At 67.7% G+C, this 25,891-nt stretch carries 22 protein-coding genes; 17 read left to right on the top strand and 5 right to left on the bottom strand.

Annotated elements, in window-relative coordinates; all coding sequences use genetic code 11:
* Positions 1-72 precede the first annotated feature (72 nt).
* A complete protein-coding gene (locus tag OYT95_RS27030; RefSeq protein ID WP_037230874.1) occupies positions 73-321 on the bottom strand; it encodes a phosphopantetheine-binding protein in 249 nt (82 codons plus the stop codon).
* 146 nt (positions 322-467) lie between these two features.
* Here OYT95_RS27030 and entS point away from each other — a divergent pair, with 146 nt between their 5' ends.
* The gene (entS, locus tag OYT95_RS27035; RefSeq protein WP_037230872.1) at positions 468-1,733 is read left to right on the top strand and encodes an enterobactin transporter EntS; all 1,266 of its coding nucleotides are present in this window, start codon (positions 468-470) and stop codon (positions 1,731-1,733) included.
* A gap of 16 nt (positions 1,734-1,749) precedes the next feature.
* On the opposite strand, the gene OYT95_RS27040 is transcribed toward entS, so the two are convergent.
* From OYT95_RS27040 to OYT95_RS27050, 3 genes are all read right to left on the bottom strand, one after another.
* Positions 1,750-2,814 carry an iron-siderophore ABC transporter substrate-binding protein gene (locus OYT95_RS27040; RefSeq protein WP_268789614.1) on the bottom strand — a complete coding sequence of 355 codons (1,065 nt, stop codon included), beginning with the start codon at positions 2,812-2,814 and terminating at the stop codon, positions 1,750-1,752.
* Positions 2,811-9,893: an amino acid adenylation domain-containing protein gene (locus tag OYT95_RS27045; RefSeq protein WP_268789615.1), complete on the bottom strand. Its 7,083-nt coding sequence runs from the start codon at positions 9,891-9,893 to the stop codon at positions 2,811-2,813. The genes OYT95_RS27040 and OYT95_RS27045 overlap by 4 nt, the downstream gene beginning before the upstream one ends.
* Positions 9,894-10,054: 161 nt before the next feature.
* Entirely contained in the window at positions 10,055-10,702 is a 648-nt protein-coding gene (locus OYT95_RS27050; RefSeq protein ID WP_037230861.1) for an isochorismatase family protein, read from the bottom strand.
* A 223-nt stretch (positions 10,703-10,925) separates the two neighbouring features.
* Between OYT95_RS27050 and OYT95_RS27055 the strand changes: the two genes are divergently transcribed.
* The 5 genes from OYT95_RS27055 to OYT95_RS27075 are packed head-to-tail and all read left to right on the top strand — an operon-like array spanning position 10,926 to position 14,510.
* Positions 10,926-11,522: a DUF4178 domain-containing protein gene (locus OYT95_RS27055; protein WP_037230858.1), complete on the top strand. Its 597-nt coding sequence runs from the start codon at positions 10,926-10,928 to the stop codon at positions 11,520-11,522.
* The gene (locus OYT95_RS27060) at positions 11,519-12,025 is read left to right on the top strand and encodes a DUF2617 family protein (protein WP_037230855.1); all 507 of its coding nucleotides are present in this window, start codon (positions 11,519-11,521) and stop codon (positions 12,023-12,025) included. The genes OYT95_RS27055 and OYT95_RS27060 overlap by 4 nt, the downstream gene beginning before the upstream one ends.
* On the top strand, positions 12,013-12,435 hold the full coding sequence (locus OYT95_RS27065; RefSeq protein ID WP_037230853.1) for a DUF4247 domain-containing protein: 423 nt from the start codon (positions 12,013-12,015) through the stop codon (positions 12,433-12,435). The genes OYT95_RS27060 and OYT95_RS27065 overlap by 13 nt, the downstream gene beginning before the upstream one ends.
* A gap of 28 nt (positions 12,436-12,463) precedes the next feature.
* Positions 12,464-12,934: a DUF350 domain-containing protein gene (locus OYT95_RS27070; protein ID WP_037230847.1), complete on the top strand. Its 471-nt coding sequence runs from the start codon at positions 12,464-12,466 to the stop codon at positions 12,932-12,934.
* 4 nt (positions 12,935-12,938) lie between these two features.
* Positions 12,939-14,510 (top strand): polyamine aminopropyltransferase, encoded by a 1,572-nt coding sequence (locus tag OYT95_RS27075; protein WP_268789616.1) that lies wholly within the window; start codon positions 12,939-12,941, stop codon positions 14,508-14,510.
* Between the two features lie 49 nt (positions 14,511-14,559).
* On the opposite strand, the gene OYT95_RS27080 is transcribed toward OYT95_RS27075, so the two are convergent.
* Positions 14,560-15,222, bottom strand: a complete 663-nt coding sequence (locus OYT95_RS27080; RefSeq protein WP_268792281.1) for an IclR family transcriptional regulator — start codon at positions 15,220-15,222, stop codon at positions 14,560-14,562.
* 207 nt (positions 15,223-15,429) lie between these two features.
* On the opposite strand from OYT95_RS27080, the gene OYT95_RS27085 reads away from it, so the two are divergent.
* The 11 genes from OYT95_RS27085 to OYT95_RS27135 all read left to right on the top strand — a co-directional run bounded on the left by OYT95_RS27085 (position 15,430) and on the right by OYT95_RS27135 (position 25,863).
* Positions 15,430-15,864: a nuclear transport factor 2 family protein gene (locus OYT95_RS27085; RefSeq protein ID WP_037230833.1), complete on the top strand. Its 435-nt coding sequence runs from the start codon at positions 15,430-15,432 to the stop codon at positions 15,862-15,864.
* A 51-nt stretch (positions 15,865-15,915) separates the two neighbouring features.
* Positions 15,916-16,752, top strand: coding sequence for an SDR family NAD(P)-dependent oxidoreductase (locus OYT95_RS27090; RefSeq protein WP_268789617.1), 837 nt, complete (start codon positions 15,916-15,918; stop codon positions 16,750-16,752).
* Positions 16,745-17,530, top strand: a complete 786-nt coding sequence (locus tag OYT95_RS27095) for an SDR family NAD(P)-dependent oxidoreductase (protein WP_037230831.1) — start codon at positions 16,745-16,747, stop codon at positions 17,528-17,530. The genes OYT95_RS27090 and OYT95_RS27095 overlap by 8 nt, the downstream gene beginning before the upstream one ends.
* The gene (locus OYT95_RS27100) at positions 17,527-18,957 is read left to right on the top strand and encodes an FAD-dependent oxidoreductase (protein ID WP_268789618.1); all 1,431 of its coding nucleotides are present in this window, start codon (positions 17,527-17,529) and stop codon (positions 18,955-18,957) included. Before OYT95_RS27095 ends, OYT95_RS27100 begins: the two co-directional genes overlap by 4 nt.
* Positions 18,958-18,966: 9 nt before the next feature.
* The gene (locus OYT95_RS27105; protein ID WP_268789619.1) at positions 18,967-20,310 is read left to right on the top strand and encodes an MFS transporter; all 1,344 of its coding nucleotides are present in this window, start codon (positions 18,967-18,969) and stop codon (positions 20,308-20,310) included.
* Positions 20,311-20,372: 62 nt separating this feature from the next.
* On the top strand, positions 20,373-20,927 hold the full coding sequence (locus tag OYT95_RS27110; RefSeq protein WP_005261372.1) for a MarR family winged helix-turn-helix transcriptional regulator: 555 nt from the start codon (positions 20,373-20,375) through the stop codon (positions 20,925-20,927).
* A gap of 98 nt (positions 20,928-21,025) precedes the next feature.
* Positions 21,026-22,225 (top strand): homogentisate 1,2-dioxygenase, encoded by a 1,200-nt coding sequence (locus tag OYT95_RS27115; protein ID WP_268789620.1) that lies wholly within the window; start codon positions 21,026-21,028, stop codon positions 22,223-22,225.
* Complete coding sequence (locus tag OYT95_RS27120; RefSeq protein WP_268792282.1) at positions 22,222-23,079, top strand: hypothetical protein; 858 nt, start codon at positions 22,222-22,224, stop codon at positions 23,077-23,079. Before OYT95_RS27115 ends, OYT95_RS27120 begins: the two co-directional genes overlap by 4 nt.
* The gene (gene fahA / locus OYT95_RS27125) at positions 23,076-24,257 is read left to right on the top strand and encodes a fumarylacetoacetase (protein WP_268789621.1); all 1,182 of its coding nucleotides are present in this window, start codon (positions 23,076-23,078) and stop codon (positions 24,255-24,257) included. The genes OYT95_RS27120 and fahA overlap by 4 nt, the downstream gene beginning before the upstream one ends.
* A 43-nt stretch (positions 24,258-24,300) precedes the next feature.
* Positions 24,301-25,083 carry an enoyl-CoA hydratase gene (locus OYT95_RS27130; RefSeq protein ID WP_037230821.1) on the top strand — a complete coding sequence of 261 codons (783 nt, stop codon included), beginning with the start codon at positions 24,301-24,303 and terminating at the stop codon, positions 25,081-25,083.
* 171 nt (positions 25,084-25,254) lie between these two features.
* Positions 25,255-25,863: a hypothetical protein gene (locus OYT95_RS27135; protein WP_037231031.1), complete on the top strand. Its 609-nt coding sequence runs from the start codon at positions 25,255-25,257 to the stop codon at positions 25,861-25,863.
* Positions 25,864-25,891: the final 28 nt, after the last annotated feature.

Below are 25,891 nucleotides of genomic sequence, written 5' to 3' on the forward strand. Positions count from 1 at the left end.
CCCTCGCATCCTCCCGTGTCCGGGCCGACCCTGGGATCGACCAGCCGGATCAAGAGTAGGCGGTGGAACCGTTCATCGCGCTGCCGTGACCTCGAACCAGGCGTCGAGTGTCGGCTCGCCGACGAGGTCCACGAGATCCACCTGCACGCCGTCCGCTCGCCATCGTTCGACCAGCGCCATCACGCGCACGGAGTCCATTCCCTCGTCGAGAAGGTTCGCGGAATCGTCGATCTCGGCGACCGGGACGTCGAGCACGTCGGCTACGTCGGCGCGGATTCGGTCGCGGGTCGGAACTGTGCTGGGAGCGGAACTCACTGTCATCCTCCGGTGCGTCGGTCGAACCGCGGCCCGTTGAGCCGATTCGACGACATGGGGTAGGTTGCTGGGTTAGTGAAGCCTAAGCATAGTTGCTCTCCGCGCGAACGGCGAAACGGAGAGCTGTTGCAACCGAATGTGAATGGATGACAATGGCCGGATTATCGCGATACGCAATAGACTTGACGCCTCTACGGACGAGTCGCGAGTTCCGATATATCTTCATTGCCCGCACAATCTCCATCTTCGGTCTGGGTCTGCTGCTGGTGGCGGTGCCGCTGCAGGTGTACGACATGACGAATTCCACACTGGCAGTGGGCGCGGCCAGCATCGTCGTGGGCTCGTCGGTGTTCATCGGCACCCTGTTCGGAGGCGTGATCGCCGACCGGTACGACCGCAGGCCGGTCATCTCGCTCGCCCGCGCCGCAGCGGGTGTGGCCTTCGCTATTCTCGCGGTCAACGCGTTCCTCCCCGCACCCCAGTTGTGGATCATCTACCTGTGCGGCGTGATCGAGGGGCTCGCCGGCGGCATCTCCGCGACCGCGCTGATGGCGGTGATCCCGTCGCTGCTCCCCAAGGACAAGATGGCCGCCGCCGGTGCCCTGATGACCGTGATGGCCGACCTCGGCACGGTCGCGTCACCAGCCATCGGTGGTGTGATCATCGCGGCAACGTCCGTGGGCACCAACTACGTTCTGGCCGCGGTGTCCTCGGGAATCACCGCGTACTGCATCGCCAGGCTGCCGTCGCTGCCGCCGCCGGTCAAGAACACCGAGAGTCCGCTGCGGTCGATCGCCAGCGGCTTCACCTACGCCGCCAAGGACTCCGTCGTCGGCGGGACGCTGCTGGTCGGGTTCTGCGCCATGATGCTGACCGGCTGGAACGTGCTGCTGCCCGCCTACGCCAGCCAGGTCCTCCACGCCGGCCCGGCGGCGACCGGACTGCTCTACAGCGCCCCCGCGGTCGGAGCCCTCACCGGATCACTCACGAGTGGCTGGACGGGAACTGCTCGTCGCGGTGGCCTGATCGTGTTCCTCGCGGCCATGATCGCGTCGGCCGGGCTGATCGGCGTCGGCGCCGTCCCGCTGATCGCGGTCACGTTCCTCGGGCTCGCCGCACACGGATTCGGCCGCGTCCTCGGTGACATCCTCCGGTACGCCGTCATCCAGACCGAGACGCCCGAGGAATACCGCGGACGCGTCGCCGGTGTGTGGGGCGCCCAGATCTCCACGGGCTCGGCTGCCGGAGCGCTCGTCGCAGGTGCCGTCGGAGCCGCGGTGGGTCCGCGTGAGGCGTTCCTGCTCTACGGGGCGGGCGGCATCGTGGTGCTGGCGGTCCTCGCCCTGACCCTGAAGGGGTTGCGCACCTACAGCAGTGCCGCTGCCGAGGAGGATGACCTCTCGGCAGCGGCACAGTGACGCTGTCAGCTGGGAATTAGCTGGCCTGAGCGTTGTTCGCGGCCTGCGACAGCTGCGGGAGCAGTTTGTCCAGCAGCCACGGCATGCTGAGCACGTTCGGTGAGCTCGACGCGAACACCAGCGGCGGATCGGTAAGGCCGACGTAGGCGTTGTCGCGCACGGCCTTCATCCCGGCGAACAGCGGGTTCGACTGGACCTCGTTCTGCAGCTCGGGCGACAGGTACCAGGCGAGCAGCACGTCCGGGTTGTACGTCGGCAGCAGTTCCAGGCTGACGGGAGCCGCGAACTTGGTCTGGTCACTGCTCTCGCGCAACTGCTGAGCAAGCGGGTCGACCGTGAAACCGAGGCTTGCCAGCATCTTCAGGCGAGGATCGGTGTCGAAGTAGAAGTTGTACGATCCCGGCTCGGTGCCGCTACCGAATGCCACCGTTTTCCCGGCGAACTCGGGGTGCTGCGACTTCGCCTGCGCGAGGGTGTCCTGAGTCTGGGTCACCAGTGCCTCGGCCTGTGCCGACCGGCCGAGGGCCTTGCCGACGGTGGTGATCTGGTCCTCCCAGCTGGTCGCCCAGCGACGCTCCGGGTACGCCACGGTGGGGGCGATGGCCGACAGCTTGTCGTACTGCTCCTGGTTCACGCCCGAGTGCACGGCCAGGATCACGTCGGGGTTGAGCGCCGCGATCTGCTCGTACGGCATCTCCTTGCTCGACGCCGTCAGCAACGTGGGTTCCGCGTTCGGATCGAGCTCTTCGAGCCTCGCCCGCGACCACGGCAGCAGGCCGTCGTCGGTTCCCGTGTCCGACTTCATGTTCTGCACGGCGACGGGCACGACGCCGAGCGACAGTGCCGCGTCCTCGCTGCCCCAGCCGAGCGTGACGACACGTTCCGGGGCCTCCGTGATCTCCGCCGTGCCGAGCGCCGACGGAATCGACACGGGGAAGGCCGACGCGTCGGCCTGTCCGGTGGCGGATCCCGCCGCGTCGGTCGAGTCGGAAGTCGACTCGCTGCAGGCACCCGCGAACAGCGCGGTTGCCGCCATCATCACGATTCCGGCTCTACGCCAGTATCTTCCGGACGTTTTCATCGATCTCCCTGTTCTTTGTTGATGGGGTTCATGCGCGAGCCGAACGAGACGAGAGCCTCGTTCACGACGGAGCCGACTTCGCCGATCCAACGGGGCTGAGTCATGTCCTTGTGCTCGCAGTCGAGGTCGTGGTTGACGATGGTGCCGGTCAGGTAGGGCCGCCACAAGTCGTACGTCGCCGCGGTCGCAGGATTCCTGGCCGCAGTGAAGAAGAGCATGTCGGAGTCCACGACGATCTGTGAGGGTTCGGATTCGAGGCGCACGGCGTTCGCGAAGTTGTCGATCATCGCGGCCGGCGTGTGCTCGTTGATCCCGGCCAGCGCGCTGCCCTCGCCGCGCAGGATGTCGATCACCTGCTGCCGGTCGAGTCCATCCGCCAGGAGCGGTTCCGGGTCGTAGCCGACCATGTAGAGCAGCGCGGCGAGCGCGTCCTGCTCCGTCGGCATCGAGGCCCACGCGTCCGACGGGAAGGAGTCGAGCATGACGAGCATGCCCAGTTCCTCCCCCTGGTTCTGCAGTGCACCGGCGATGGCGTGCGCGACGACACCGCCCAGCGACCATCCGAGGAGGTGGTAGGGGCCCTTCGGCTGCACGGTCCGCATGTGCTCGATGTATTCGGCGGCCATGTCCTCGAGCGTTTCCGGCGGCCGCTTGGACGTCGACAGGTTGGAGGCCTGCACGCCGTACAGCGGGTAGTCGTCGTCGATGTGCCGCAGCAGGCCCGAGTAGCCCCAACTGATTCCGCCTGCGGGGTGGAAGCAGAACACCGGTGGCTGGGACCCCTCGGTGCGGAACGGCAGCAGGACGGCCAGCGCGTCGGCGTCGTGATCGTCGTCGAGACGGCCGGCCAGCTGGGCCACCGTCGGCGCCGCGAACAGGGAGGCCACCGTCGCGCTCACGGACAGCCGCTTCGAGATCGCACTCATCAATCCGGCCGCCATCAGCGAGTGGCCACCGAGGTCGAAGAAGCTGTCGTCGATGCCGACCCGCTCGATACCGAGAGCCTCGGCGAACAACTGGCACAGCACCTCTTCGCGCGCCGTGCGCGGCCCCCGCTCGGACACCTGCAGTGACAGATGCGGAACGGGAAGCGACGACTGGTCGAGCTTCCCGTTGGGGAGGGTGGGGAACTCGTCGACGGCGATGAACGCGGCCGGGATCATGTAGTCGGGCAGCCTGCTGGCGGCACGGCGGTGTAACTGGTCGGGGTCGATCCGGCCGCCCGGCACCGACGTGGCGTACGCGACCAGCCGCTGATCGCCCGGGCGGTCCTCGCGGACCACGACGACGATGTGCTCGACGTCCGGGTCACCGGACAGTACGGCCTCGATCTCGTTGAGTTCGATGCGGAATCCGCGCACCTTGACCTGCGAGTCGGCGCGGCCGGTGAAGTAGATCTGGCCGTCGCGGCCCCACCACACCACATCCGACGTCCGGTACATGCGGCTGCCCGGCTCCGCGAACGGGTCGGCGATGAAACGTTCCGCCGTCTTGGGGCTCTGGTTGCGGTAGCCCCGGGTGACGCTGTCGCCCGCGAGATACAGCTCGCCGGACACGCCCGGAGGCACCGGCCGCAGCGCGTGGTCCAGGACGTAGGCGTGCTTGCCCGGATCGACGACGCCGATGGGGACGGGACCTTCGTGTCCCGGTTCGACGAGGGCCAGGGTGGCGTTGACCGTGCACTCGGTGGGTCCGTACGCGTTGAACAGCCGGCGTCCCGGTGCGTACCGTTCGATCAGCTGGGGTGTGAGCTTCTCGGCGCCCAGCATGAGGTCGACGCCGTCCGGGATGGGATGTTCCGGCGGGAACGCGGCGGCGAAAGATGGTGGCACGCCAACGAAGTTCACGTCGTGTTCGTTGATGACGCGGGCGAGCGGCTCACCGGGGACACGGTCGGCGTCCGTCGCGACCACCAGCGTTCCACCGGAGAGCACACCCCACATGATCTGCCAGAACGCGAGGTCGAAGCTGATGGACGAGAAGTGGAGCGCCCGAGTGCTCTCGTCCATGCCGATGACGTCGGACTGCAGCGACAACAGATCCGCGATGCCCAGGTGGGGGACGACGACGCCCTTGGGCACCCCCGTCGAACCGGACGTGTAGATGAGATACGCGGCGTCGTCGAGGTGCAGCGGCCTGCTCCGGTCGGCGTCCGTGGGCGTGGTGACCGGTTGGTCGGCGAGCAGCGCCTGCAGGTCCGGATCGTCCAGGTCGAGTATGGGCACGGCGGTGCCCAGCGGGGTGCGGTCGGGCACACCGACGGAGGAGGTGAGGATCGCGACCGGTGCGCCGTCGGCGAGCATGTGCGCGATCCGGTCGGCCGGGTACGTGGGGTCGACGGGCAGGTACGCGGCACCGCTCTTCAGTACGGCGAGAACACTGACGATCAGCTCGGCGGAGCGGTCGAGTGCGAGCGCGACCACGTCGCCGGGGCCGGCGCCACGCGAGATCAGCAGGTGGGCAATCCGGTTCGCCCGTTCGTCGAGCTGCCGGTACGTGAGGGAGACCGCGGGCCGCACGCCCGCGCCGACGGCGAGGGCCTCGGCGCCGGGTGTCTCCGCCACCTGCGCCGAGAAGTACTCGTCGAAGGTTCGCGCCGGGATGGAGTGCTCCGCATGGGACCATTCGCCGAGCACCCGGTCCCGCTCCTGCGGGGTCAGGATGTCGAGCCGGGCGATCCGCTGCTCGTGGTTCTCGACGAGCCGCTCGATCACCACGCCGAGGCGGTCCGCGAAGGATTCGACGGTCGCGGCATCGAAGAGTTCGGTGGAGTACTCGAACGTCACGTCGACCCCGCCGCTGTCCGGACGTTCCTGGAAGCGCAGCGCCAGATCGAATTTCGCGGATGTCGCGTCGAGCATCCGCACGGAGGCGGTCGTCCCGTCGAATCGCTCCGCGGCGCCGTCCTGCTTCCAGTGCGAGAGCATCACCTGGAACAGGGGGTGGCGGGCCGACGACCGTGGGGGATTGACGAGTTCGACGATGCGGTTGAACGGCACGTCGGCGTGGTCGACGGCGTCGAGGTCGACGGCCCTGACCCGGTCCAGCAGTTCGTCGAACGTCGGGTCGCCCGACACGTCGGTCCGCAGGACCACCGTGTTGATGAAGCAGCCCACCATGGCGTCGAGGTCGGGGTGACTGCGACCGGCGACGGGGACGCCGAGCGCGATGTCCTCACCGGCGCCGAGCCTTTCGAGCAGCACGGCCACCGCGGCGTGGACGATCATGAAGAAGCTCGCTCGGCGCTCGGCGGCGAGCGACTCGACGGCCGCGTGCAGCGACGGCGACAGCGTACGGTGGACGCTCGCGCCGCGGTTGGTGGGCAGGGCCGGTCGCGGCCGGTCGGTGCGCCAGCCCAGCTCGAGCGGCAGACCGGCGAGTTGCCCACGCCAGTAGTCGAGCTGGCCGGTCAGCAGCGGGGTCGCGTCTTCGGGTCCGGCGCCGATGCGTTCGCGTTGCCACACCGCGACGTCCGGGTACTGCAACGGCAGCGGCGTGAACTCCGGTGCCCGTCCGGCGCGGCGGGCGTTGTACGCGAAGGCGAGATCGTCGAGGAGCTTCGACTGCGACCATTCGTCGCCGATGATGTGGTGCATCAACAGGACCAGGGTGTGCTGCGGTTCGTACAGCACCGCGCGCAGCGGCGGCTGGTCGGTGAGCCCCAGCCCCACCGTCGTCATCGCCGCGATGTGCCCCTCGATGTTGCCGACGTTGTCGACACGTTCGAGCCGGACCTTCGCGTTTCCGGCGGGAAGCACGACCTGGTGGGGCACCGCATCGACGAGGGGAAACACCGTCCGCAACGACTGATGCCGGGTCACGACGTCCGCGAGCGCCGCGGACAGGGCGTCGGGCTCGAGGCCTTCCCCGAAATCGACGGCCAGCGCCAGCAGGTACGTTCCGCCGCCGGCCGCGCTGTCGAGGAACCACAGGCGTTCCTGCGCGGGCGACAACGGCACCGGCGCGCCCTCGGGGAGATCCCGCGGGGACGGCCTGCTCGCCGACACCCGCTCGCCGGCATCCTCCAGCTGCGCGGCCACGGCGGCCACGGTGGGATTCTCGAAGACCGTCGCAACCCGCAGCGGCACACCCAGTTCCGCGGTGATCGCGGACACGAGAGCAGCGGCGAGCAGAGAGTTTCCGCCGAGCGCGAAGAAGTCGTCGTGGACGCCGACCTGCTCGGCGCCGAGCACCGAGGTGAACAGCGGCAGGATCCAGGCTTCGGTGTCGGTCCGCGGAGTGTCGCCGGCCTGTCCGAGCCAACGGGGGGCGGGCAGCGCATCCTTGTCGACCTTGCCGTTGTGGGTCAACGGCAATCGGTCGAGCACCACCAGTGCGGACGGAGTCATGTACCCGGGCAGGGAGCGGACCAGGTGCGCGCGTACCTCCTCCTCGATGGCGTCGTGCTCGCTGCCGGGCCGGGGAACGACGTACCCGACGATCCGCTGGTCGCCGTCGGTCTGCTCGTGCACCGTGGCCACCGCTGCCTGCACGTCGGGCACCGCAGTCATCGCCGCGCTGATTTCGCCGAGTTCGACACGGTAACCGCGCAATTGGATCTGGTCGTCGATCCGGCCGTGGTAGTGGAGAGCGCCTGTCGCGTCGTACCGTGCGAGGTCGCCGGTGCGGTACATGCGCGTCCCGCCGGGGGCGAACGGGTCGGCGACGAACCGTCCCGACGTCAGGTCGGGACGCCCGAGGTAGCCCGGGGACAGTCCGGGGCCGGACACGTAGATCTCGCCGGTCACGCCCGGCGGCACGGGGCGCAGCCCCGGTCCGAGAACGTACGTGCGGAGGTCGCCGAGCGGAACGCCGATGTCGACGACGTCGGCGGCGGTGACCTGCGTGGCGGTGACGTGCACGGTGGTCTCGGTGATTCCGTACATGTTGACCAGTTCGGTTCCCGCATCCGGACCGGTCGCGGCGAACCAGGATCGCAGGACGGCGGGATCGAGAGCCTCACCGCCGAACACGACGTACCGCAGTCGTAGCCGGTCGAACGAGTCCGCGCGGACGAGAGCGTCGACGAGATGCCCGAACGCGGACGGCGTCTGGTTCAGCACCGTCACGCCCTCGTCGACGAGAAGTGCGGCGAGGTCGGCCGGCGACGTCAGGGTGGCCTCGTCGACCGTGACGAGGCGGCCGCCGTGCAGCAGCGCACCCCAGATCTCCCAGACGGAGAAGTCGAACGCGTACGAGTGCAGCAGGGGCCAGCAGTCGTCCTCGGTGAACGTGAACCATTCGCGGGACACGTCGAACAGTCGCATCACGTTACGGTGGGGAATCGGAACGCCCTTGGGGACACCGGTGGATCCGGACGTGTAGATGATGTACGCGATGTCGTCCGCGCACACTTCGTTCCCGAGTTCACCGCCGGCGGACTGTTCCGCGTCCTCCTCGATCCGGGGGAGGCCGCCGAGCAGGTCGGCGGATCCGATTCCCAGCGACGGCTGCGCATCCCGCACGATGAACCGCGCGCGTTCGGCCGGGGAGGACGGATCGATCGGCAGGTAGGTCGCGCCGCTGCGGAGAATCGCGAGGATGGCGACGATCAGGTCGGTGCCGCGGGGGAGGCTGACGGCCACGACGGTGCCGCGCCCCGCGCCCGCCGACCTCAGCTGCCGGGCCAGGGCGGCGCTGCGATTCGAGAGTTCGCGGTACGAAAGATCGTTCACCGCGACGCGGTCCGGGTGGGTGCGCGCCTGGGCGAGGAAGGCGGAGACGATGCTGTCCGGAAGCGCAACTGCCGTGCCGGTGGCCCGGTCGAGGCCGGCGGCGGACCACCACAGGGGCAGTTCGTCGGGAGCGCAGACGTCCACCACGGAGACGGGTTCTGCTGCCACGGAGATGTTTCGGAGGTAGTGCGCGAATCGGTGTGCGTGGTCCCGGATCTCGTCGTCCGTGTAGACCTCGGGATTCCCGGCCCATTCGAGCGTGAGCTCGTCCCCGGCGCCCGAGACGGAGATCACCACATCCTCCACCGGACCGGTGGCGAGCTGATGCACCGCCCCGGACGTGGGACCGAAAGCGATTCTGGCGGCGAACGGTTTGACGTTCACCACCGCTCCGCCGGTGGCGCGGCTCCCGGCGTCGCGGACGCGCTGGAACGGTCGCGTCTCGGACAGTGCGGCAGCCACCCGGCCGATCACGTCGGCGAACGTCGGTCGTGCGTCGAGCGGAATGCGGAGCGGCACAATGTTCGTGGCCGTCACGGGCGACGTCAGCTCGATGCCCTGCCGGGCCAGAACCGGCACGCGGAGCCGGACTTCTTCCGCTCCCGTGTGGGCGCCGAGGTAGGCGGCCGCGGCCGCATAGACCGCCTCGGCCCACGTCGTTGCCTGCGCGGTGGCCGCGTCACGCAGGGTCTTCGCCACCGCGGGCTCGATCGCGAGCGTGCAGCGATGCGGGTCGGGGACGGGCCGGCGCACCGTGTCGCTGAATCCGACCGGACGTGAGGCGGCATGCGGCGCGCCGCTGTCGGGGGCCGCGGCATCGAATTCCCGTGCCGCCCCGACGTGCGCCCGCAATGGTGGGAACTTTGCCGCCCGGGGTTCGGTGCCCGCGAGCCGGGCCGCGTACAGCGCCGCCACGCGGCGGGTGAGCAGCGAATACCCGTACGCGTCGAGCAGCGCGTGCGGGGCGCGGAGGTACCAGAACACGCCGGATTCGGTCGTGATCAGGGCCGTGCGCACCAGGGGAGCCGTGTCGTAATCGAGCGGTCGGCGCACGTCCGCGCGCATCCACTCGAGAGCGGCTGCCCGGTCGAGTTCGAGACGTTCGAGTTCGGGTGCGTGGCGACGATCGTGCACCTGGACGACATCGGCCGAATCGTCACCGGGTTCGGCCTCGAAGCGGACCGAGAGCACCTCGGCCTCCACGATCACCGTGCGTACCGTCGCGGCGAGAGCTTCGATGTCGACGGGCGCCGCGACCTCGACGTATTCGGCCGTGGTGAAGGCCGACCGGGTGGGGTCGAGATGGTGCCCGGCCCACAGCTCGCGCTGGGCGGCGGTCAAGCAGACGTCGGCCGTGTCCTCCCCGGTCTGCAGGGTGGACGGCGACGATATCGAAAGGGACATCTAACAGGCACTCCTGATGCTTTCGGCTTTCGGGCTTGGGGCTTTCGGGCTTTCAGCTACTCAGCGTGTCAGGTTAGCCTAACCACATGGGCTGTGGTGATCCGACACCGGCGCAGGCTTCGGAACGAAGCGCTGCGCCGGAGTGGGGTCTTCGGGGCGGCTCAGCCGACTTCGAGCGGCGAAAGCGCGGAGACCAGCGCATCCGTGGTGGTCACCGAACCGCAGCGCTTCGCCGCATAGGTGAGGGCCATGAGGTGCTCGTCACGGCTGAAATCCGCGGTCGCGTCGGAGACCAGGAACGGCTGCACGTCCGACATGAACGCCTCGGCGGCACTCAGCATGCAGCCCATGTGCGTGTAGACGCCCGTGACGATCAACTGGTCGCGGCCGTGGTGGCCGAGCAACTGCCGGAGGTCGGTGCGCTGGAACGCCGAATACCGCCATTTGGTCACCTGGATGTCGCCCTCGCGGGGGACGAGCGGCTCGACGACCTCGGTATCGCGACCCGACGTCAGTCCAGGGCCCCAGAAGTCGGCGAGGATGCCGCGGCGCGACGGGTGCTGGTCGCCCGGCTGCATCGTGTAGATCACGGGAATCCCGGCTTCCGAGCACAGTTCGCGGATCCGGACCATGTTCGCCATCGCAGTCGACATCGGCTCCGACCGCACGTCGTACGCGTCGATGAAGTAGTTCTGCATGTCGTGGACCAGCAGTGCGGAACGTCGGGGGTCGAGGCGCCAGGACACCTTCGATTCGGGGACCTCGTGAATCTCCGGGATCGTGTAGGTCGAAATAGGCGGGATAGCCATATGGTTCCTCACTGTCGGTCTTGTCGACGTCTGGGCGTATGCCGCGCGAATCTCGGTGAACGACAGCGCTCCGCCCCACCGCTCGCGCGTTCGGTTAGGCTAGCCTTTGCTACCTGGCTCTGCAATCGCTAGGTGTGTGGGCGCGCGGCGCACAGTAAGGTGACTGACCGGTGGGGGCCGGGCGCCGGTCTCCCGTGCCGGAGCCGCTGACCAGGAGAGACTGTTGACCACGCTGCTGATACTGCTGCTGATCGTCGTCGTGATCGTGGGCATCGTGCTGATCCTGCGGAATCGGGCCGGGAAGAACGCCACTCCCGCTGCCCGGGTCGATCCGCTTGCCGACTACCCGGAGGTCTACGACCCGTACAAGATCGGAGTCGGCGACATCATCACGTACGCCGGAATCGATCACGTCGTGCGCGGCACCATCACCCTCGACGAAGAGGGATACATCTGGCACGAACACCTCCTCGACGGGTCGACCGGTCAGCGGTGGCTGACCGTCGAGAACGACGAGGGCAACCTCGACATGACGCTGTGGATGCGCCGCGAGGGCACGGGGCTCGAACCGGACGGTGACGTGATCCTCGACGACAGGGTGCACCGGCAGATCGAGCGCGGCACCGCCTCGTTCACCGCGGAAGGCACCACCGGGACGGCGCCCCAGGGCATCGTCGACTATGCCGACTACGAGACGGCCGACAAGACCGGCCTGCTGTCCTTCGAGCGCTGGGCGCGGACGCAGTCGTGGGAGGTCTCGACGGGCCGCGCCGTCACGCGCGGTGAACTCACCGTGATCCATTCCGGTCCGCCGCAGTGACGCTGCACGTCCTCGACATCGAGTCGCGTGATGTGACGGCCGAGGCGCTCGGTCTCGTCGTGAACGCCGAAACACCGCTTCCGCTGGCCGAACTCACCATCACGCACGGTGACGACCGGGTGACGCTCGCAGTTCTCGGGGCGTCGCACGCGGTGACGGCGTCCGCCGCGGGAAGCCGGATCACCGAACAGGTGTCGTGCGATGCGATCCGGGCCGGCGGCAGGCCGCTGCCGGTATCCGACAGCGCGAGCGGATACCGGTTCGACTCGACCACCGACACCGTCGACCGCACCCACCTCGAGCAGACCGCCGACTGGCTGCGGCGCCAGGCCACCGAGGTGGACGGGTGGATCTGCGGGACGTTCCCCGGCGACCACACCGCACTGACCGCGCTCACCGCGACGCGTGAACATTCCGGCGGATGGGCCTGGCAGACCTGGCATCTGTACCCAGGAGACAAGGGTGGGGTGATCGTGAAAACTCGAAGCAGGTGGCAGCCGTGACCCGGTTCAGTGCGCGCATGCGGCTCGCCCCGATGCTGCTCCTGGTTTTTGCCGCGACCGCGTGCGGAGGCGGTGTCCGCGACTACATCGCCGACGCGTACGCCCTGCAGAACACCGCAGGCGACGCGAAGACATACACGTCGAACGACCCGGTGGGGACGACCGTCTCGAACATCGTCGCCGAGGAGGAACCGGCAGCACGGAAGGCGGACGGCGGCAGCGAATACCTGCGATACGACGACGACATCGTCACGGTCAGCGCCGGACCGGGTGGCGGGAGCCTCGTCCGCGTCGAAGACATCGACGGACGCTACCGGAGCGGTGGGTTCGCCTATCTGGGGCCCGGTTTCAACCCCGGTTCGCCTGCGGGCGGCGCCAGCGGCAGCGGCGGATCCGGGAGCGCGAAATGACAGAGAACACTCGACTCGGGAGAAGCGCGTGAACACCACCTACACGGCGGCAGCAACGGAAATCGGCACGGTCGACGTCGGACTGCTCGCCGTCGGCATGCTCGGCACCCTGGCATACTTCGTCATCGGCATCGCCGTCCTCGGAGTCGGCTTCGCGGTACTCGACCTCGCCACCCCCGGCAATCTCCGGCACCAGGTGTACGTCGACAAGAACCCCAACGCGGCAATCCTGCTGGCGTCGAACCACCTCGCCCTCGCCGTCGTCGTGGTCACGGCGATCCTCACCAGCTCCGACGGATTCGCGCAGGGACTGGCCGATTCCGCGGTCTACGGCCTCTTCGGGGTGCTGCTGCAGGTCATCGCGCTGCGCCTGATGAATCTGCTGCTGCCGGGGCAACTCGTCGGTCTGGTGGGGAACCCGCAGATGTGCGGTGCCGCGTGGGCGGTCGGTGCGAGCCTCTTCGCCATCGGCCTCGTGAACGCCGCCGCCCTCACCTGATCTCGTGACCACCACAGCGACAGAGCCGAATTCCTCCACCACCCGCGCGCTCGGCGGGCGGGCCAGGGCGTTCCTGCTCGCCGCGGTGGCCGCGTGCGCGGCGTGCGGGCTGATCTACGAACTCGCGCTGCTGACACTGTCGGTCAGTCTGACCGGCGGCGGAATCACCCAGACGTCGCTGATCGTCGCGGGTTTCGTGGCCGCACTCGGGGTGGGTGCCCTCGCCGCCAAGCCGCTCCTCTCCACCGCGGCCGCGTCGTTCGTGGTCGTCGAGATCGTCCTCGGACTCGTCGGCGGGTTCAGTGCAGTGACCCTGTACGTGACGTTCACGTTCTTCGGTTCCAGCGCAATCGTTCTAATGCTCGCCACCGCGCTGATCGGTGTGCTGGTGGGCGCCGAGGTGCCGTTGCTGATGACGCTGCTGCAGTCGGGCCGCAGCGACACCGACGCCGAGAGCACCGGAAAGGTGCTGGCAAACCTCAACGCCGCCGACTACGCAGGCGCCCTGGTCGGTGGCCTGCTCTGGCCGTTCGTCCTGCTGCCGATCGCCGGGATGATCCGCGGCGCCGCGATCACCGGCATCGTCAATCTCGTCGCCGCCGCAGTGGTCGCGCTGATCCTGCTGCGGTGGCAGTTGAGTCTGCGCACCCGATTGCTCGCGGTCGTGGCGCTGCTCGTCGCCGCCGCCTGCATCGCGGTACTGCTGGTGCGCGCCGACGGCATCGAAACCACGTCGCGGCAACGTCTCTACACCGACCCGGTGGTCGCCGCGGAGAGGTCGCAGTACCAGGAGATCGTCGTCACCGAGCGTGAGGGAGACGTGCGGCTCTTCCTCGACGGCGACCTCCAGTTCTCCAGCATCGACGAACATCGGTACACCGAATCCCTGGTGTACCCCGCGATGGCGGACGACCCGAAACGGGTACTGATCCTCGGCGGGGGCGATGGCCTCGCCGCCCGAGAGGTCCTGCGACTGCCCGGGGTCGAGGAGATCGTGCAGGTGGAACTCGATCCTGCGGTCATCGAACTCGCGAACACCCGGCTGTCCGGGCTGAACCAGGGAGCGCTGCAGAACCCGCGCGTGCACGTGGTCCTCGACGATGCGTTCCGGTGGTTGCGCGACGCACCGGACTCGGGATTCGACGCCGTCATCGTGGACCTCCCCGACCCCGACACCCCGGCGCTCGGGCGCCTGTACTCCACCGAGTTCTACGGTCTCGCCGCCGCCGCACTGAACTCCGGCGGACTGATGGTGGTGCAGTCGGGAAGCCCCTATTCGACGCCGGACGCGTACTGGCGCACCACGTCGACCGTCGCGTCGGCGGGTCTGGCCGTCACGCCGTACCACGTGCTGGTGCCGAGCTTCGGGGACTGGGGTTACGTCCTTGCCCGGCGCGGACCCGAACCGCCGGCCCTGCGCCTGCCCCACGACGCCCCCGAACTGCGCTTCCTCGACGAGCCGACCCTCGCCGCCTCCGCGATCTTCCCGCGCGACCGCCCCCGTCGCGAGCTCGAGCCCTCGACCCTCGACCGCCCGCGCATCGTCGACGACATGCGGAAGGGCTACGAGCGCTGAGCACCCGTGAGTACTTGTCAACCGCCGGGCGTTAATAAGTACTCACAGGTCAGCGCAGCAGGTTGCCGAGCTTGCGGGCGGCGTCCACGACCGCTGAACCCAGCGACTCCTCGTCGGGCATCTCGAAGATCGACACGCCCACGCTCGCGAGTGCATCGCCGCGCCGCCCGGGAATGGCCGCGGAGACACCGAGTACGGACGGGATCACCTCGCCGTCGGTGACGGCGTAGCCCCTAGCTCGGGCCACGGTCACCTCTTCGCGTTCACCCTCGACCGCGGGGAGCGCGGCGAGGATCGCCAGTCCCGCCGAACCGCGGTCGACGGGATCGACCTGGCCGGGACGGAACGCGACGTGAACCTTCGCGCTGCGCGGTTCCACCACCATCAGGGCCCGGACTTCCGTCGCGTTCTCGCGGACGACGAGATGCACGGTGGCCTGGACTGCGTCGGCCAGCTCTTCGAGTACGGGTCGTGCCACTGTGCGCAGATCCTGCTCGACGGGTTCGGCGAGGGTCACCAGTCCCGCACCGAGCGTGACGCGTTTGAATCCGTCCTTCCGGCAGAGTCGATGTGCTTCGAGGGTTCGGATCAGCCGATGCGCGACGGTCCGGTGGACGTCGATCCCGTCGGCTATCTCCGTGACGGACAGTCCGTGCGGATGGGCCGTCAGCAACTCGAGAATCTCGAGTCCGTGGTGGAGGGTTTTCGACATTCCCGAATCGAGCTGAACTGCGCTTTTGCGTGAATGTTCCGGCGGCCGTTCGTCGGTCGTGCTCACTGTCTTGCCCACCCTCCTTGACGTCTGTGAGGTGCGACACCTACTCTTTCATCATATCGCACAGTGCGTGCGATTATCGCACAAACACTTCGAGTAGGGCAAGTGCCGCGACTGACGCGGAACAGGTCCAGGGAGCACTCCATGAGCAGTAGTACCGGGTCCGTCGATGCGGTGACCGTCGCTCGGTTGCACCAGCTGTACGGGCGGCAGAGTCACCTCATCGACGGTGGCGACGCCGCAGGGTGGGCGCAGACGTTCACGGACGACGGCGAATTCCATTCCCCCAGTTACCCGGAGCCTGTGGCGGGCACGGACGCGTTGATCGCATTCGCGGAACGGTTCCATACCCGGGCACGGGCCGCGAACGAGGTCCACCGCCACGTGATGACCAACGTCGTGATCGACGAGGTTCGCGACGGCGCCGCCACCGTGCGGGCCTACCTGCAGATCGTTGCCACCTCGATCGGTGGCGACTCGCGACTCGTGCGGATGACCACCCTCACCGATCGCGTGGTGCCGGTCGGTGACCGGTGGCGGATCGCCCGCCGCGACATCCGGCGCGACGACGCTGCGTAGTGCCCGTTGGGCCGAGAACACATTTTCGAGATGACAGAGAAAGAGAACACCATGACCGCAAGTGCAGACCAGACCAACCCCGGCCGGACCGTGACCGCGCAGATGACCGCGCGGTACCCGGAGATGGAAGGCAAGGTCGCGGTGGTCACCGGCGCAGCCCAGGGGATGGGTGCGGCGTTCGCATCCGGCCTCGCCACCCGCGGCGTCCACGTGGTCGGCGCCGACATCAACGAAGACCAGATGAAGCTCACCGCCGAGGAGATCACGACCGCTCTCGCGTCGAAGTCCCTGGCCGATCCGGCCGGGACCGTCGTCGGCGCGCGGATCGACGTCACCAAAGCGGAGGAGCACGAGGCTCTCGCGCAGGTGGCGCTGAAGGAGTTCGGCCGCATCGACTTCTGGATCAACAACGCGGGAATCTTCCCCTTCGCCCTGGCGGAGGAGATCTCCCCGGAACAGATCGGTGCCACGCTGTCCGTCAACGTCGAGGGTGTCCTCTTCGGCGCTCAGGCCGCGGCCCGCCACATGCAACACGGCGGTGCGATCGTCAACATGTCGTCCGTGTCGGCGCTCCGGGTCCGGAAGGGACGCGGCGCGTACTGCACGTCGAAGGCGGCGGTCGCGCACCTCACCGAATCGCTCGCGGTCGAATTCGGGGACAAGGGTATTCGCGTGAACTCCATCGCACCGGGATACATCGACACGGCGATGACACAGTGGGTGCAGGACGACCCCGCCGCACTGAAGCACGCCCTCGATGTGGTCCCGCTGCACCGTCTCGGCTCGCCGGAAGAGGTATTCGGCCCGCTGCTGTTCCTGTTGTCGGACAGCGCGCGTTACGTGACGGGGCACAGCATCGCCGTCGACGGCGGTTCGCGTCATGTCTGAGTCGGTGAACTACCCCGGCGTCGTCCTGATCACCGGAGCCGCCGGCGGCATGGGTGCGAATCACGCCCGCGCCCTCGCGGCCAGGGGAACACACGTATGTATTGCCGACGTGGCGGATTGCTCGACCGTCGTCGAGGAGATCACGGTGGCAGGGGGATCGGCGTCCGCACACGAACTCGACGTCACCGACACCGCCGCCTGGGCCCGGGTCGTCGACGAGATCCGCAACACCCGAGGCGAATTGGGTGGACTGGTCAACAACGCCGGTATCTCGCGCCGACTGGAATTCATGGACACTCCCGACGACGTCTGGGAACTGACCATGAGGATCAACCTCTTCGGGCCCTTCTACGGCATGAAGGCAGTCGCCCCGCTCCTGCGCGACAGCGGCGGCGGCTCCATCGTCAACATCTCGTCGATCTCCGGGCAGATCGGCTACTTCTCGCCCGCGTACTCGTCGAGCAAGTGGGGACTGACCGGGCTGTCGAAGTCGGCGGCCGGGAATTTTGCCCAGTGGGGCATCCGCGTCAACTCCGTGCATCCGGGTCTCGTGAGCACGGCGTTGCTCGGTGGCGCGGACGACTTCGTCCGGGCCGCGGTCGACAGCATTCCCTTCGGTCGCATGGGCACCCCGGACGAGATCACGGACGCCGTCCTGTTCCTGCTGTCCGACCGCTCCACGTACATGAGCGGAAGCGAGGTCACCATCGACGGCGGCCTCGTGTCGAACGGCCTGTACCACCGCATCATTGCCGAGACGGGAGCAAACCTTTCATGAGCGACGACTTCGACGTCATCGTCGTCGGCGGGGGCGGAGCCGGACTCGCCGCGGCCGTCTCCGCCGCCGAACAGGGTGCCACGGTGCTGCTGTTCGAGTCGGAGACCGCACTCGGCGGTTCGACGCAACTGTCGGCGGGACTGTTCACCGCGGCCGGCACCAGCGTGCAGCGCGGTCTGGGTGTCGAGGACTCCGCCGAGAAGTTCTTCCAGCACTACATGGACCTCAACCAGTGGATGCTGGTGCCCGGATTGATCCGCACATTCTGCGAGAACGCCGGCCCCACCCTCGAATGGCTGATCGAACTCGGCGTCGAGGTTCCGGCGGTGGTCTCCGCCAACGCTCACCAGCCCGGCCTGTGCCAGGCCGGAGTCGAGGACGTCTGGCGGGGCCACGTCCCGAAAGACCAGGGTTACGGTCTCGTGCAGGTGCTCGACAGGGCGCGACGCGAGCACGGCATCGAGGCGATCCTGAACACCCGCGTACAGAAGCTGATCGAGGAGGACGGCCGAGTCGTCGGAGTCGTCGCCGACGACATCGAGGTCCGGGCAGGCGCCGTCGTCGTCGCGTCCGGCGGGTTCGCGCAGGACCCCGAACTCATCGATCGCTACTACCCGGCCGCGAACAACGCCGGCGACTCGCTGTTCGTGGTCGCGGCACCCGGCAGTCGGGGCGACCACCTCCGTTTCGGGCGGGCCGTCGACGCCGCCGTCACGGGCGACGGCTGGGGGCTCATGCTCCCGACCGTCTACTTCCAGCGGTTCCATCACTGGCAGTCCGGGTTCCCGCCCAAGTCGCGGGTGTACGTCAACCGGGACGGCCGGCGGTTCATGGACGAGGACGCGTCCTACGCGGTGTCCACGGGCATCATCGAAGCCCAGGGCGGATACGCCTGGATGATCTTCGACGAGAAGGCGCGCGTGAACCTCGCGCCCGGGTACGCCGACTGGACACCCGAACGGATCGCCGACGAGGTGGCGGCCGGACGCACGTTCAGCGCCGGCAGCCTGACGGACCTCGCGGAGCAGATCGGGGTTCCCGCCGACGCCCTCGACGCCACCGTCGCCCGGTGGAACGACCAGCTACCCGCCGGCGTCGACGTGGACTTCCTGCGGCATCGGACGCTCCGGAACAAGGGTTCGGACGAGAACCCCGACCCGATCGGCGAGGCCCCCTTCTACGCCGCGCAGATCCTTCCCGCCGAACTCGTGTGCACCCACGCGGGCCTGGAAATCGACGGAAACGCCGCCGTCGTCGACGTGCGAGGATGCCCGATTCCGGGCCTCTACGCAGCGGGCGAAGCCGGAGCAGGCATCCTGGGACTCAGGTATGTCGGTGGCGGCAACGCGGTGGCCAACGCTCTGACCATGGGCCGCATCGCGGGCCGAAACGCGGCGAAGGCCGCACAAGGTCCCCACCCCTCATAGGAGAATGTCATGGGAGTTTCCCGCTCCGCTGTCCCCGACAGCGAAATCGGTGCGAGAACGTTGAAGAAGGTGTCGTACCGGATCCTTCCGTTCGTCATGCTGCTGTACATCTTCAACTACATGGACCGCACCAACATCAGCTACGCGCAGCTGGGGATGCAGCACGAACTCGGCATCACGGTCGGAACGTTCGGCGCGGTGGCGTCGATCTTCTTCCTGGCCTACGTCGTGTTCGAGATCCCTTCCAACATGGCGCTGAAGAAGTTCGGCGCGCGCATCTGGCTGGCCCGCATCGCGATCACGTGGGGCATCGTCACCGTGATCATGGGATTCGTCAACAGTGTCACTCAGCTCTACGTGGCCCGCGTTGCCCTCGGCATCGCCGAGGCGGGTCTCTTCCCCGGTCTGCTGCTGTATTTGACGTTCTGGTTCCGCTCCGGGGAGCGTGCCCGGGCCATCGCAATGATGGCCATGGCGCAGCCGATCGCCATGATCATCGGGTCCTTCACCGGCGGTCTGATCCTCGACCACATCTCCTGGTTCGACATGAGCGGCTGGCGCTGGGTGTTCATCCTGCAGGGTGCGCCGACGATCGTGCTGGGCCTGATCGTCCTCGTATACCTGCCCAACCGGCCGCGTGAGGCGAAGTTCCTGACCACTCAGGAATCCGAGTGGCTCGAGGACGAGATCACCGCGGAGTACCAGGAGCCCGAAACCCACGCGGGTGTGAAGGAGCAGCTCGGCGCGATCAAGAACCGGAAGATCCTGCACCTCGCCGTCGCGAACCTGTTCGCCGCCTGCGGGCTGTACGGCTTCACGTTCTTCCTTCCCCAGATCGTCAAGCAGATGGATCCGAGCTACTCGGCCACCAACATCGGATTCCTCGGCGCGGTCCCGTTCGTGGTCGGTGCTGTCGGAATGCTGCTGATCAGCCGTTACTCGGATCGCACGGGGGAACGGAAGCTCTTCGTCATCGGGCTGATGGTTCTTGCCGCTGTCGGGTTGTTCGGCACCATTCTCTTCCTGCACTCGCCGGTGCTGGCGTTGACGTCGCTGTCGATGGTGGCTGTCGGTGTTCTCGGGTACATGGCGCCGTACTGGGCGATGGCGGCGCAGGTGCTCACCCGCGCCGAGACAGCCGTCGGTCTCGCGGCCATCAACACCATTGCCGCGATGGGCGGATTCTTCGGTCCCTACGTCATCGGAAAGAACGCCACCGCCGACAACGTCACCATCGGCCTGTACTTCCCGATCGCGTGCCTGCTGATCTGTGCCGTCATGCTCGCGTTCCTGAAGATCCCGAAGAAGGCCCCGGTCGAACTGGAAGAAGCAACAGCATCAACTAGTTCATAGATATACTAAAAGCGAAGGTGGCGGGCACCGGGCCCGCCACCCGCTCGCGATAGGGTTCCCCCATGACCGATGACGCAGCGCCGGTGCCCGTCGAGGTGCCCGACGGCCTCGACTTCTGGTCGTTCATCGAACTGGCGAACCGGCGCCTGAGCACGGAATACGGCTCGACGCACGAACTCGCCACCCAGGTCCTCCTGACGTTGAACCGCGCGTCGAACGTGGTGACGTACGACCTGGAGTCGTCGATCCACCGTCCGCGTGGCCTGTCGTGGTCGGCGTTCCGGTTGATGTTCGTGACCTGGCTGGCCGGTCCCGTCGAGTCGAAGACGGCGGCCAAGCTCACCGGCATGAGCAGGGCTGCCGTCTCGAATCTGACGAAGACGCTGGTCGGCGGTGGTTTGATGGAGCGGACCCCGGATGAGCGGGACGGCCGGTCCGTCCAGTTGTCGCTCACCGAGAAGGGCCGGAGCGAGATCGGTGAGATCTACCGTGAGCAGAACGAGCGCGAACACGCGTGGGCAAGCGTTCTCACCGAACCGGAGCAGCGCATTCTCGTCATGCTGCTCGACAAGCTGATCACCAATCGCAGCCAGTTCGACGTCCGCGGGCGTAACTGACCCTGCTGTGCCTCCCGGAAAACCTGTGCTTGCCATCACGCCCGTAATTTAGTTAATGTGTTTACTACTACGGACACGCACTTCTAGGGAGGCCGGTCATGGCGTTCTATCGGCAGGTGGGCAACATCCCGCCCAAGCGGCACACCCAGCACCGTGACGACAACGGTCAGCTCTACTTCGAGGAATTGATGGGAGAAGAGGGCTTCTCCTCCGACTCCTCACTGCTCTACCACCGCCACATCCCGTCGGCGATCGTCGATGCCACCGTGTGGGAGCTGCCCGACCAGAGCACGACTCCCAATCATCCGCTCAAGCCGCGCCACCTGAAGCTGCACGACCTGTTCCCGGACACGGTCTGGGCCGACACCGACGTGGTCACCGGGCGCCGGTTGATCCTCGGCAACGCAGACGTCCGCATCTCCTACGTGGTCGCCGCAAAGGAGTCGCCGCTGTACCGCAACGCGATCGGCGACGAGATGGTGTACGTCGAATCCGGTTCCGCCACTGTCGAAACCGTGTTCGGCGCGCTCGAGGCGAAGCAGGGCGACTACGTCCTCATTCCGATGTCGACGACTCACCGCTGGATCCCGCAGGGTCCGGAACCGTTGCGCGCCTACGCGATGGAGGCCAACAGCCACATCGTCCCGCCGAAGCGCTACCTGTCCCGGTTCGGTCAGCTGCTCGAGAACGCGCCCTACTGCGAGCGCGATCTGCACGGGCCGACCGGCACCCTGCAGGTCGAGGGCGCCGACGTGGAGGTGCTCGTCAAGCACCGCACGTCGCACGGAATCGTCGGCACGCGAATGGTGTACCCGCAGCACCCCTTCGACGTCGTGGGCTGGGACGGGTGCCTCTACCCCTACACGTTCAACATCTCCGACTACGAGCCCATCACCGGGCGCGTGCACCAGCCGCCGCCGGCGCATCAGGCGTTCGAGGGCAACAACTTCGTCATCTGCAACTTCGTGCCCCGCAAGGTCGACTATCACCCGCTGTCGATTCCGGTGCCGTACTACCACTCGAACGTCGATTCCGACGAGATCATGTTCTACGTCGACGGGGACTACGAGGCGCGCAAGGGTTCCGGCATCGGCCAGGGTTCGATCTCGATTCACCCGGGCGGGCATGCGCACGGTCCGCAGCCGGGCGCGTACGAACGCAGCATCGGCGCCGAGTTCTTCGACGAACTTGCCGTCATGGTCGACACGTTCCGCCCGCTCGAGCTGGGCGAGGGCGCCCTGGCCTGCGAGGACTCGGGCTACGCGTGGACGTGGGCGGGGCGGGGGCCGAAGCAGTGATCTCCGCCCTCTTCGCCGGCCTCTGCGACGACGCCGCGCTCTTCCCGCCCGGGAACGTACCCCTGCCCGACGCCCTACCCGCACATGCCAGGCACCGGTCGGCGCCGTACGCGGATCTCGTCGGTCCCTTCGTCTTTCCGGTCGCCAGGCTCGACGAGCTGACGCCCGGTTCGCTCGAGCTGAGCCTGACGCTGCCCGGCGGTCCGGCCACGCTCGAACCCGCACTCGACCGTCTCGCGCAGATCGGCGGTGCCACCGCGGTGGCGCTCGAGATCGCTGCGCCCGCCGAACAGACGGCCGCGGAGTTCTTCGCCGCGATGGACGCCGTCGAAACCCAGACCGCAGGCCTCGACGTGTTCGTGGAGGTGCCGCGCGGCGAGCGCCGGGCCGATTTCCTCGCCGCACTGGTCGGTGGCTCGTTCGCGGCCAAATTCCGCACGGGAGGCGTTGTCGCCGAGGCCTACCCGGACGAGGCGGAACTCGCGTCGGCGCTGACCGCCGTCACCGCGTCGGGCGTTCCGTTCAAGGCCACGGCCGGGCTGCACCACGCCGTCCGCAACACCGATCCGCGCACGGGATTCGAACAGCACGGTTTCCTCAACGTGCTGCTCGCCACCCGGCACGCACTCGGCGGCGCCGGTGTCGACGAGGTGGCCGCCACCCTCGCCGAACGTGACGGCGCACTGCTCGCCCGCGAACTGCGCGACCTCCCGGCCGACGTCGTCCGCACCGTTCGCACCGCCTTCCGATCCTTCGGCACGTGCAGCATCCTCGAACCCCTCGAGGATCTCGTCGCACTGCATCTCGTGCCGTCTTCCGCCCTCGCCTCCGCAGATCAAGGAGCCCACGCATGACCGTCCTCGACATCCCCGCCGATTCCCTCTTCGGGATCGAGAACCTGCCGTACGGCGTGTTCTCGACCGCAGACTCGGCCCCCCGGGTCGGAGTGCGGGTGGGAGATTCCGTCGTAGATCTCGCCGCCACCCTGGGTGACGACGTCTTCGCGCAGCCCACCCTCAACGCCTTCATGGCGCAGGGCAGGGCCCGCTGGACCGAGGTCCGCAGGCAGATCACCGAACTCGTGCAGGGCGACGTCGCCGACACCGCGGTGTTCGCGGTCGACGAGGTGACGATGCACCTGCCGGTGGCCGTCGCCGACTACGTCGACTTCTACGCGTCCGAGAATCACGCCACCAACCTCGGACGACTGTTCCGCCCCGACTCCGAGCCGCTGATGCCCAACTGGAAGCACCTGCCGGTCGGATACCACGGGCGGTCGAGCACCGTCATCGTGTCGGGCACCGACGTCATCCGGCCGTGCGGACAGCGCAAGTCGCCGGATCAGGACGCCCCCGACTTCGGGCCGTCCCGCCGCCTCGACATCGAGGCAGAAATGGGTTTCGTCGTCGGCGTCCCGACGACGCTGGGGGAGACCATCACCCCGGATCAGTTCGCGGAGTATGTGTTCGGTGCGGTCGTGGTGAACGACTGGTCCGCACGCGACATCCAGGCCTGGGAGTACGTGCCGCTCGGCCCGTTCCTCGGGAAGAGCTTCGCCACGTCCGTCTCACCCTGGGTGGTTCCCCTCGACGCGCTCGAGGCGGCCCGCATCGACACCCCGACGCAGGATCCGCAGCCGCTGCCGTACCTGCGCGGCGAGGAGAAGTGGGGCCTGGACATCGACCTGGCCGTCGAATGGAACGGACACGTCGTGTCGCGACCGCCGTACGCGCAGATGTACTGGTCGCCGGCGCAGATGCTCGCGCACACCACGGTCAACGGCGCCGCCGCCAGCACGGGCGACCTGTTCGCGTCGGGCACCATCTCCGGACCGGAGAAGGACCAGCGCGGCGCGTTCATCGAACTGACCTGGGGTGGTCAGGAACCTGTCGTCGTCGGGGACGAGAAGCGCACGTTCCTCGAGGACGGCGACGAGATCGCCATCTCCGCCACCGCACCCGGCCCGAACGGCACCCGCATCGGCTTCGGTGAGGTGCGGGCCCGCATTGCTCCACCCGTGAGTACTTGTTAACCGCGGGCGGTTGACAAGTACTCACGGATGGTAGTCATTAGTCATGACCGAGAACTTCGTCGAGATCAGTGCCGAGCCGGACACCGGCGTCGCGTTCCTCACCCTGAACCGCCCCGACCAGCGCAATCCGCTGTCGTCCGAGGCCATGCGGGACGTCACCGCGGCCCTGCGGAAGCTGGGCGACGACGACACCACCCGCGTCGTCGTCATCAGGGCTGCCGGACCGGTGTTCTCCGCGGGCCACGACCTGAAGGAGATGATCGGCCGCACACTCGAGGACGAGCAGGCCATCTTCGACACCTGTGTCGAGATGATGCAGACCGTGCAGGACATTCCCCAACCGGTCATCGCGTCCGTCCAGGGCGCGGCCGTCGCGGCGGGCTGTCAGCTCGCGGCGTCGTGCGACCTCGTCGTCGCGTCGTCGAACGCCGTGTTCGGGACGCCGGGGGTGAAGATCGGCCTGTTCTGCTCCACCCCGATGGTGGCCCTCAGCCGCGCGATCGGACGTAAGCGCGCCCTGCAGATGCTGCTCACCGGGGAGACGATCGGGGCGGAGACCGCCGCGGACTGGGGGCTGGTGAACCTGGTCGTCGCACCCGAGGAGCTCGATGCGCAGACCCGGGCTCTCGCCGCGAAGATCACGAAGGCCAGCCCGCTCACCGTGAAGATCGGCAAGCAGGCGTTCTACCGGCAGATCGAGCTTCCTCAGGGCGAGGCCTACACGGCGATGGCGGAGACGATGGCCACCAACGCCGTCACGTGCGACGCCCAGGAGGGCATGCAGGCGTTCGTCGACAAGCGCACTCCGCAATGGCAGGGAAAATAGCGGCACAGGCGGACCCTGGCTGCATTGCGTGGTGTAGCGAACCGGCGAAGGATTGAGCGTGCAGTGGCTGCGGCCGCGGGCCGTCGGTGCCCGCTGACGGTGGACCGCGACGGGTCGGTCACCCAGAGATCGTTCTCACTGCGGGGCGACGTCCCGCGGGAGGAGACATCGATGTTCATTCAGGTAATTCAGGGAAAGGTGTCGGACGAGGCAGGCCTACGCCGGTGCATGGACCGCTGGACCGAAGACGTCCGACCGGGAGCGACGGGCTTCCTGGGCTGCACTCAGGGATTGTGCGACGACGGAACGTTCATCGCGCTCGCGCGGTTCGAATCGGCCGACGCCGCCCGGCGCAACAGTGAGCGTCCCGAACAGGGCGCGTGGTGGGCGGAGACCGAGCGGTGCTTCGACGGTGCCGTGTCGTTCATGGACTGCCCGGACGTGATGGAGTGGATGGGTGGAGGCTCGGACGACGCGACATTCGTTCAGGTCATGGAGGGCCATACCACCGACGCGAGCCGGATGAGGGAGTTGCTGGAACAGGCCGAACCCCAGCTTCATCAGCTGCGCCCGGAGATCCTCGGGGGAACGTTGTGCACCTACGGCGACGGCGGATATGTCGAGGCGGTGTACTTCACGTCCGAGGCGGAGGCTCGCTCGCACGAGAAGTTGGAGGTGCCGGACGATCTGCGGTCGTTGTTCGAGGAGGAAGGCAGGCTCACCGACGACGTGACGTACTACGACATGCACTCGCCGATGCTGGTGGCGGCCGGCCGGTAGCGCCGAAACCTCTGGCAAGGTACTTGGA

It is taken from the genome of Rhodococcus sp. JS3073 (genome assembly GCF_026810085.1).
Lineage (GTDB): Bacteria > Actinomycetota > Actinomycetes > Mycobacteriales > Mycobacteriaceae > Rhodococcus_F > Rhodococcus_F wratislaviensis.

What these genes read in the sequence shown, in the direction of transcription:
- OYT95_RS27030 (WP_037230874.1), bottom strand. Translation starts at nt 321, where the DNA reads ATGACAGTGAGTTCCGCTCCCAGCACAGTTCCGACCCGCGACCGAATC.
- entS (WP_037230872.1), top strand. Translation starts at nt 468, where the DNA reads ATGGCCGGATTATCGCGATACGCAATAGACTTGACGCCTCTACGGACG.
- OYT95_RS27040 (WP_268789614.1), bottom strand. Translation starts at nt 2,814, where the DNA reads ATGAAAACGTCCGGAAGATACTGGCGTAGAGCCGGAATCGTGATGATG.
- OYT95_RS27045 (WP_268789615.1), bottom strand. Translation starts at nt 9,893, where the DNA reads ATGTCCCTTTCGATATCGTCGCCGTCCACCCTGCAGACCGGGGAGGAC.
- OYT95_RS27050 (WP_037230861.1), bottom strand. Translation starts at nt 10,702, where the DNA reads ATGGCTATCCCGCCTATTTCGACCTACACGATCCCGGAGATTCACGAG.
- OYT95_RS27080 (WP_268792281.1), bottom strand. Translation starts at nt 15,222, where the DNA reads ATGTCGAAAACCCTCCACCACGGACTCGAGATTCTCGAGTTGCTGACG.
- OYT95_RS27085 (WP_037230833.1), top strand. Translation starts at nt 15,430, where the DNA reads ATGAGCAGTAGTACCGGGTCCGTCGATGCGGTGACCGTCGCTCGGTTG.
- OYT95_RS27090 (WP_268789617.1), top strand. Translation starts at nt 15,916, where the DNA reads ATGACCGCAAGTGCAGACCAGACCAACCCCGGCCGGACCGTGACCGCG.
- OYT95_RS27095 (WP_037230831.1), top strand. Translation starts at nt 16,745, where the DNA reads ATGTCTGAGTCGGTGAACTACCCCGGCGTCGTCCTGATCACCGGAGCC.
- OYT95_RS27100 (WP_268789618.1), top strand. Translation starts at nt 17,527, where the DNA reads ATGAGCGACGACTTCGACGTCATCGTCGTCGGCGGGGGCGGAGCCGGA.
- OYT95_RS27105 (WP_268789619.1), top strand. Translation starts at nt 18,967, where the DNA reads ATGGGAGTTTCCCGCTCCGCTGTCCCCGACAGCGAAATCGGTGCGAGA.
- OYT95_RS27110 (WP_005261372.1), top strand. Translation starts at nt 20,373, where the DNA reads ATGACCGATGACGCAGCGCCGGTGCCCGTCGAGGTGCCCGACGGCCTC.
- OYT95_RS27115 (WP_268789620.1), top strand. Translation starts at nt 21,026, where the DNA reads ATGGCGTTCTATCGGCAGGTGGGCAACATCCCGCCCAAGCGGCACACC.
- fahA (WP_268789621.1), top strand. Translation starts at nt 23,076, where the DNA reads ATGACCGTCCTCGACATCCCCGCCGATTCCCTCTTCGGGATCGAGAAC.
- OYT95_RS27130 (WP_037230821.1), top strand. Translation starts at nt 24,301, where the DNA reads ATGACCGAGAACTTCGTCGAGATCAGTGCCGAGCCGGACACCGGCGTC.
- OYT95_RS27135 (WP_037231031.1), top strand. Translation starts at nt 25,255, where the DNA reads ATGTTCATTCAGGTAATTCAGGGAAAGGTGTCGGACGAGGCAGGCCTA.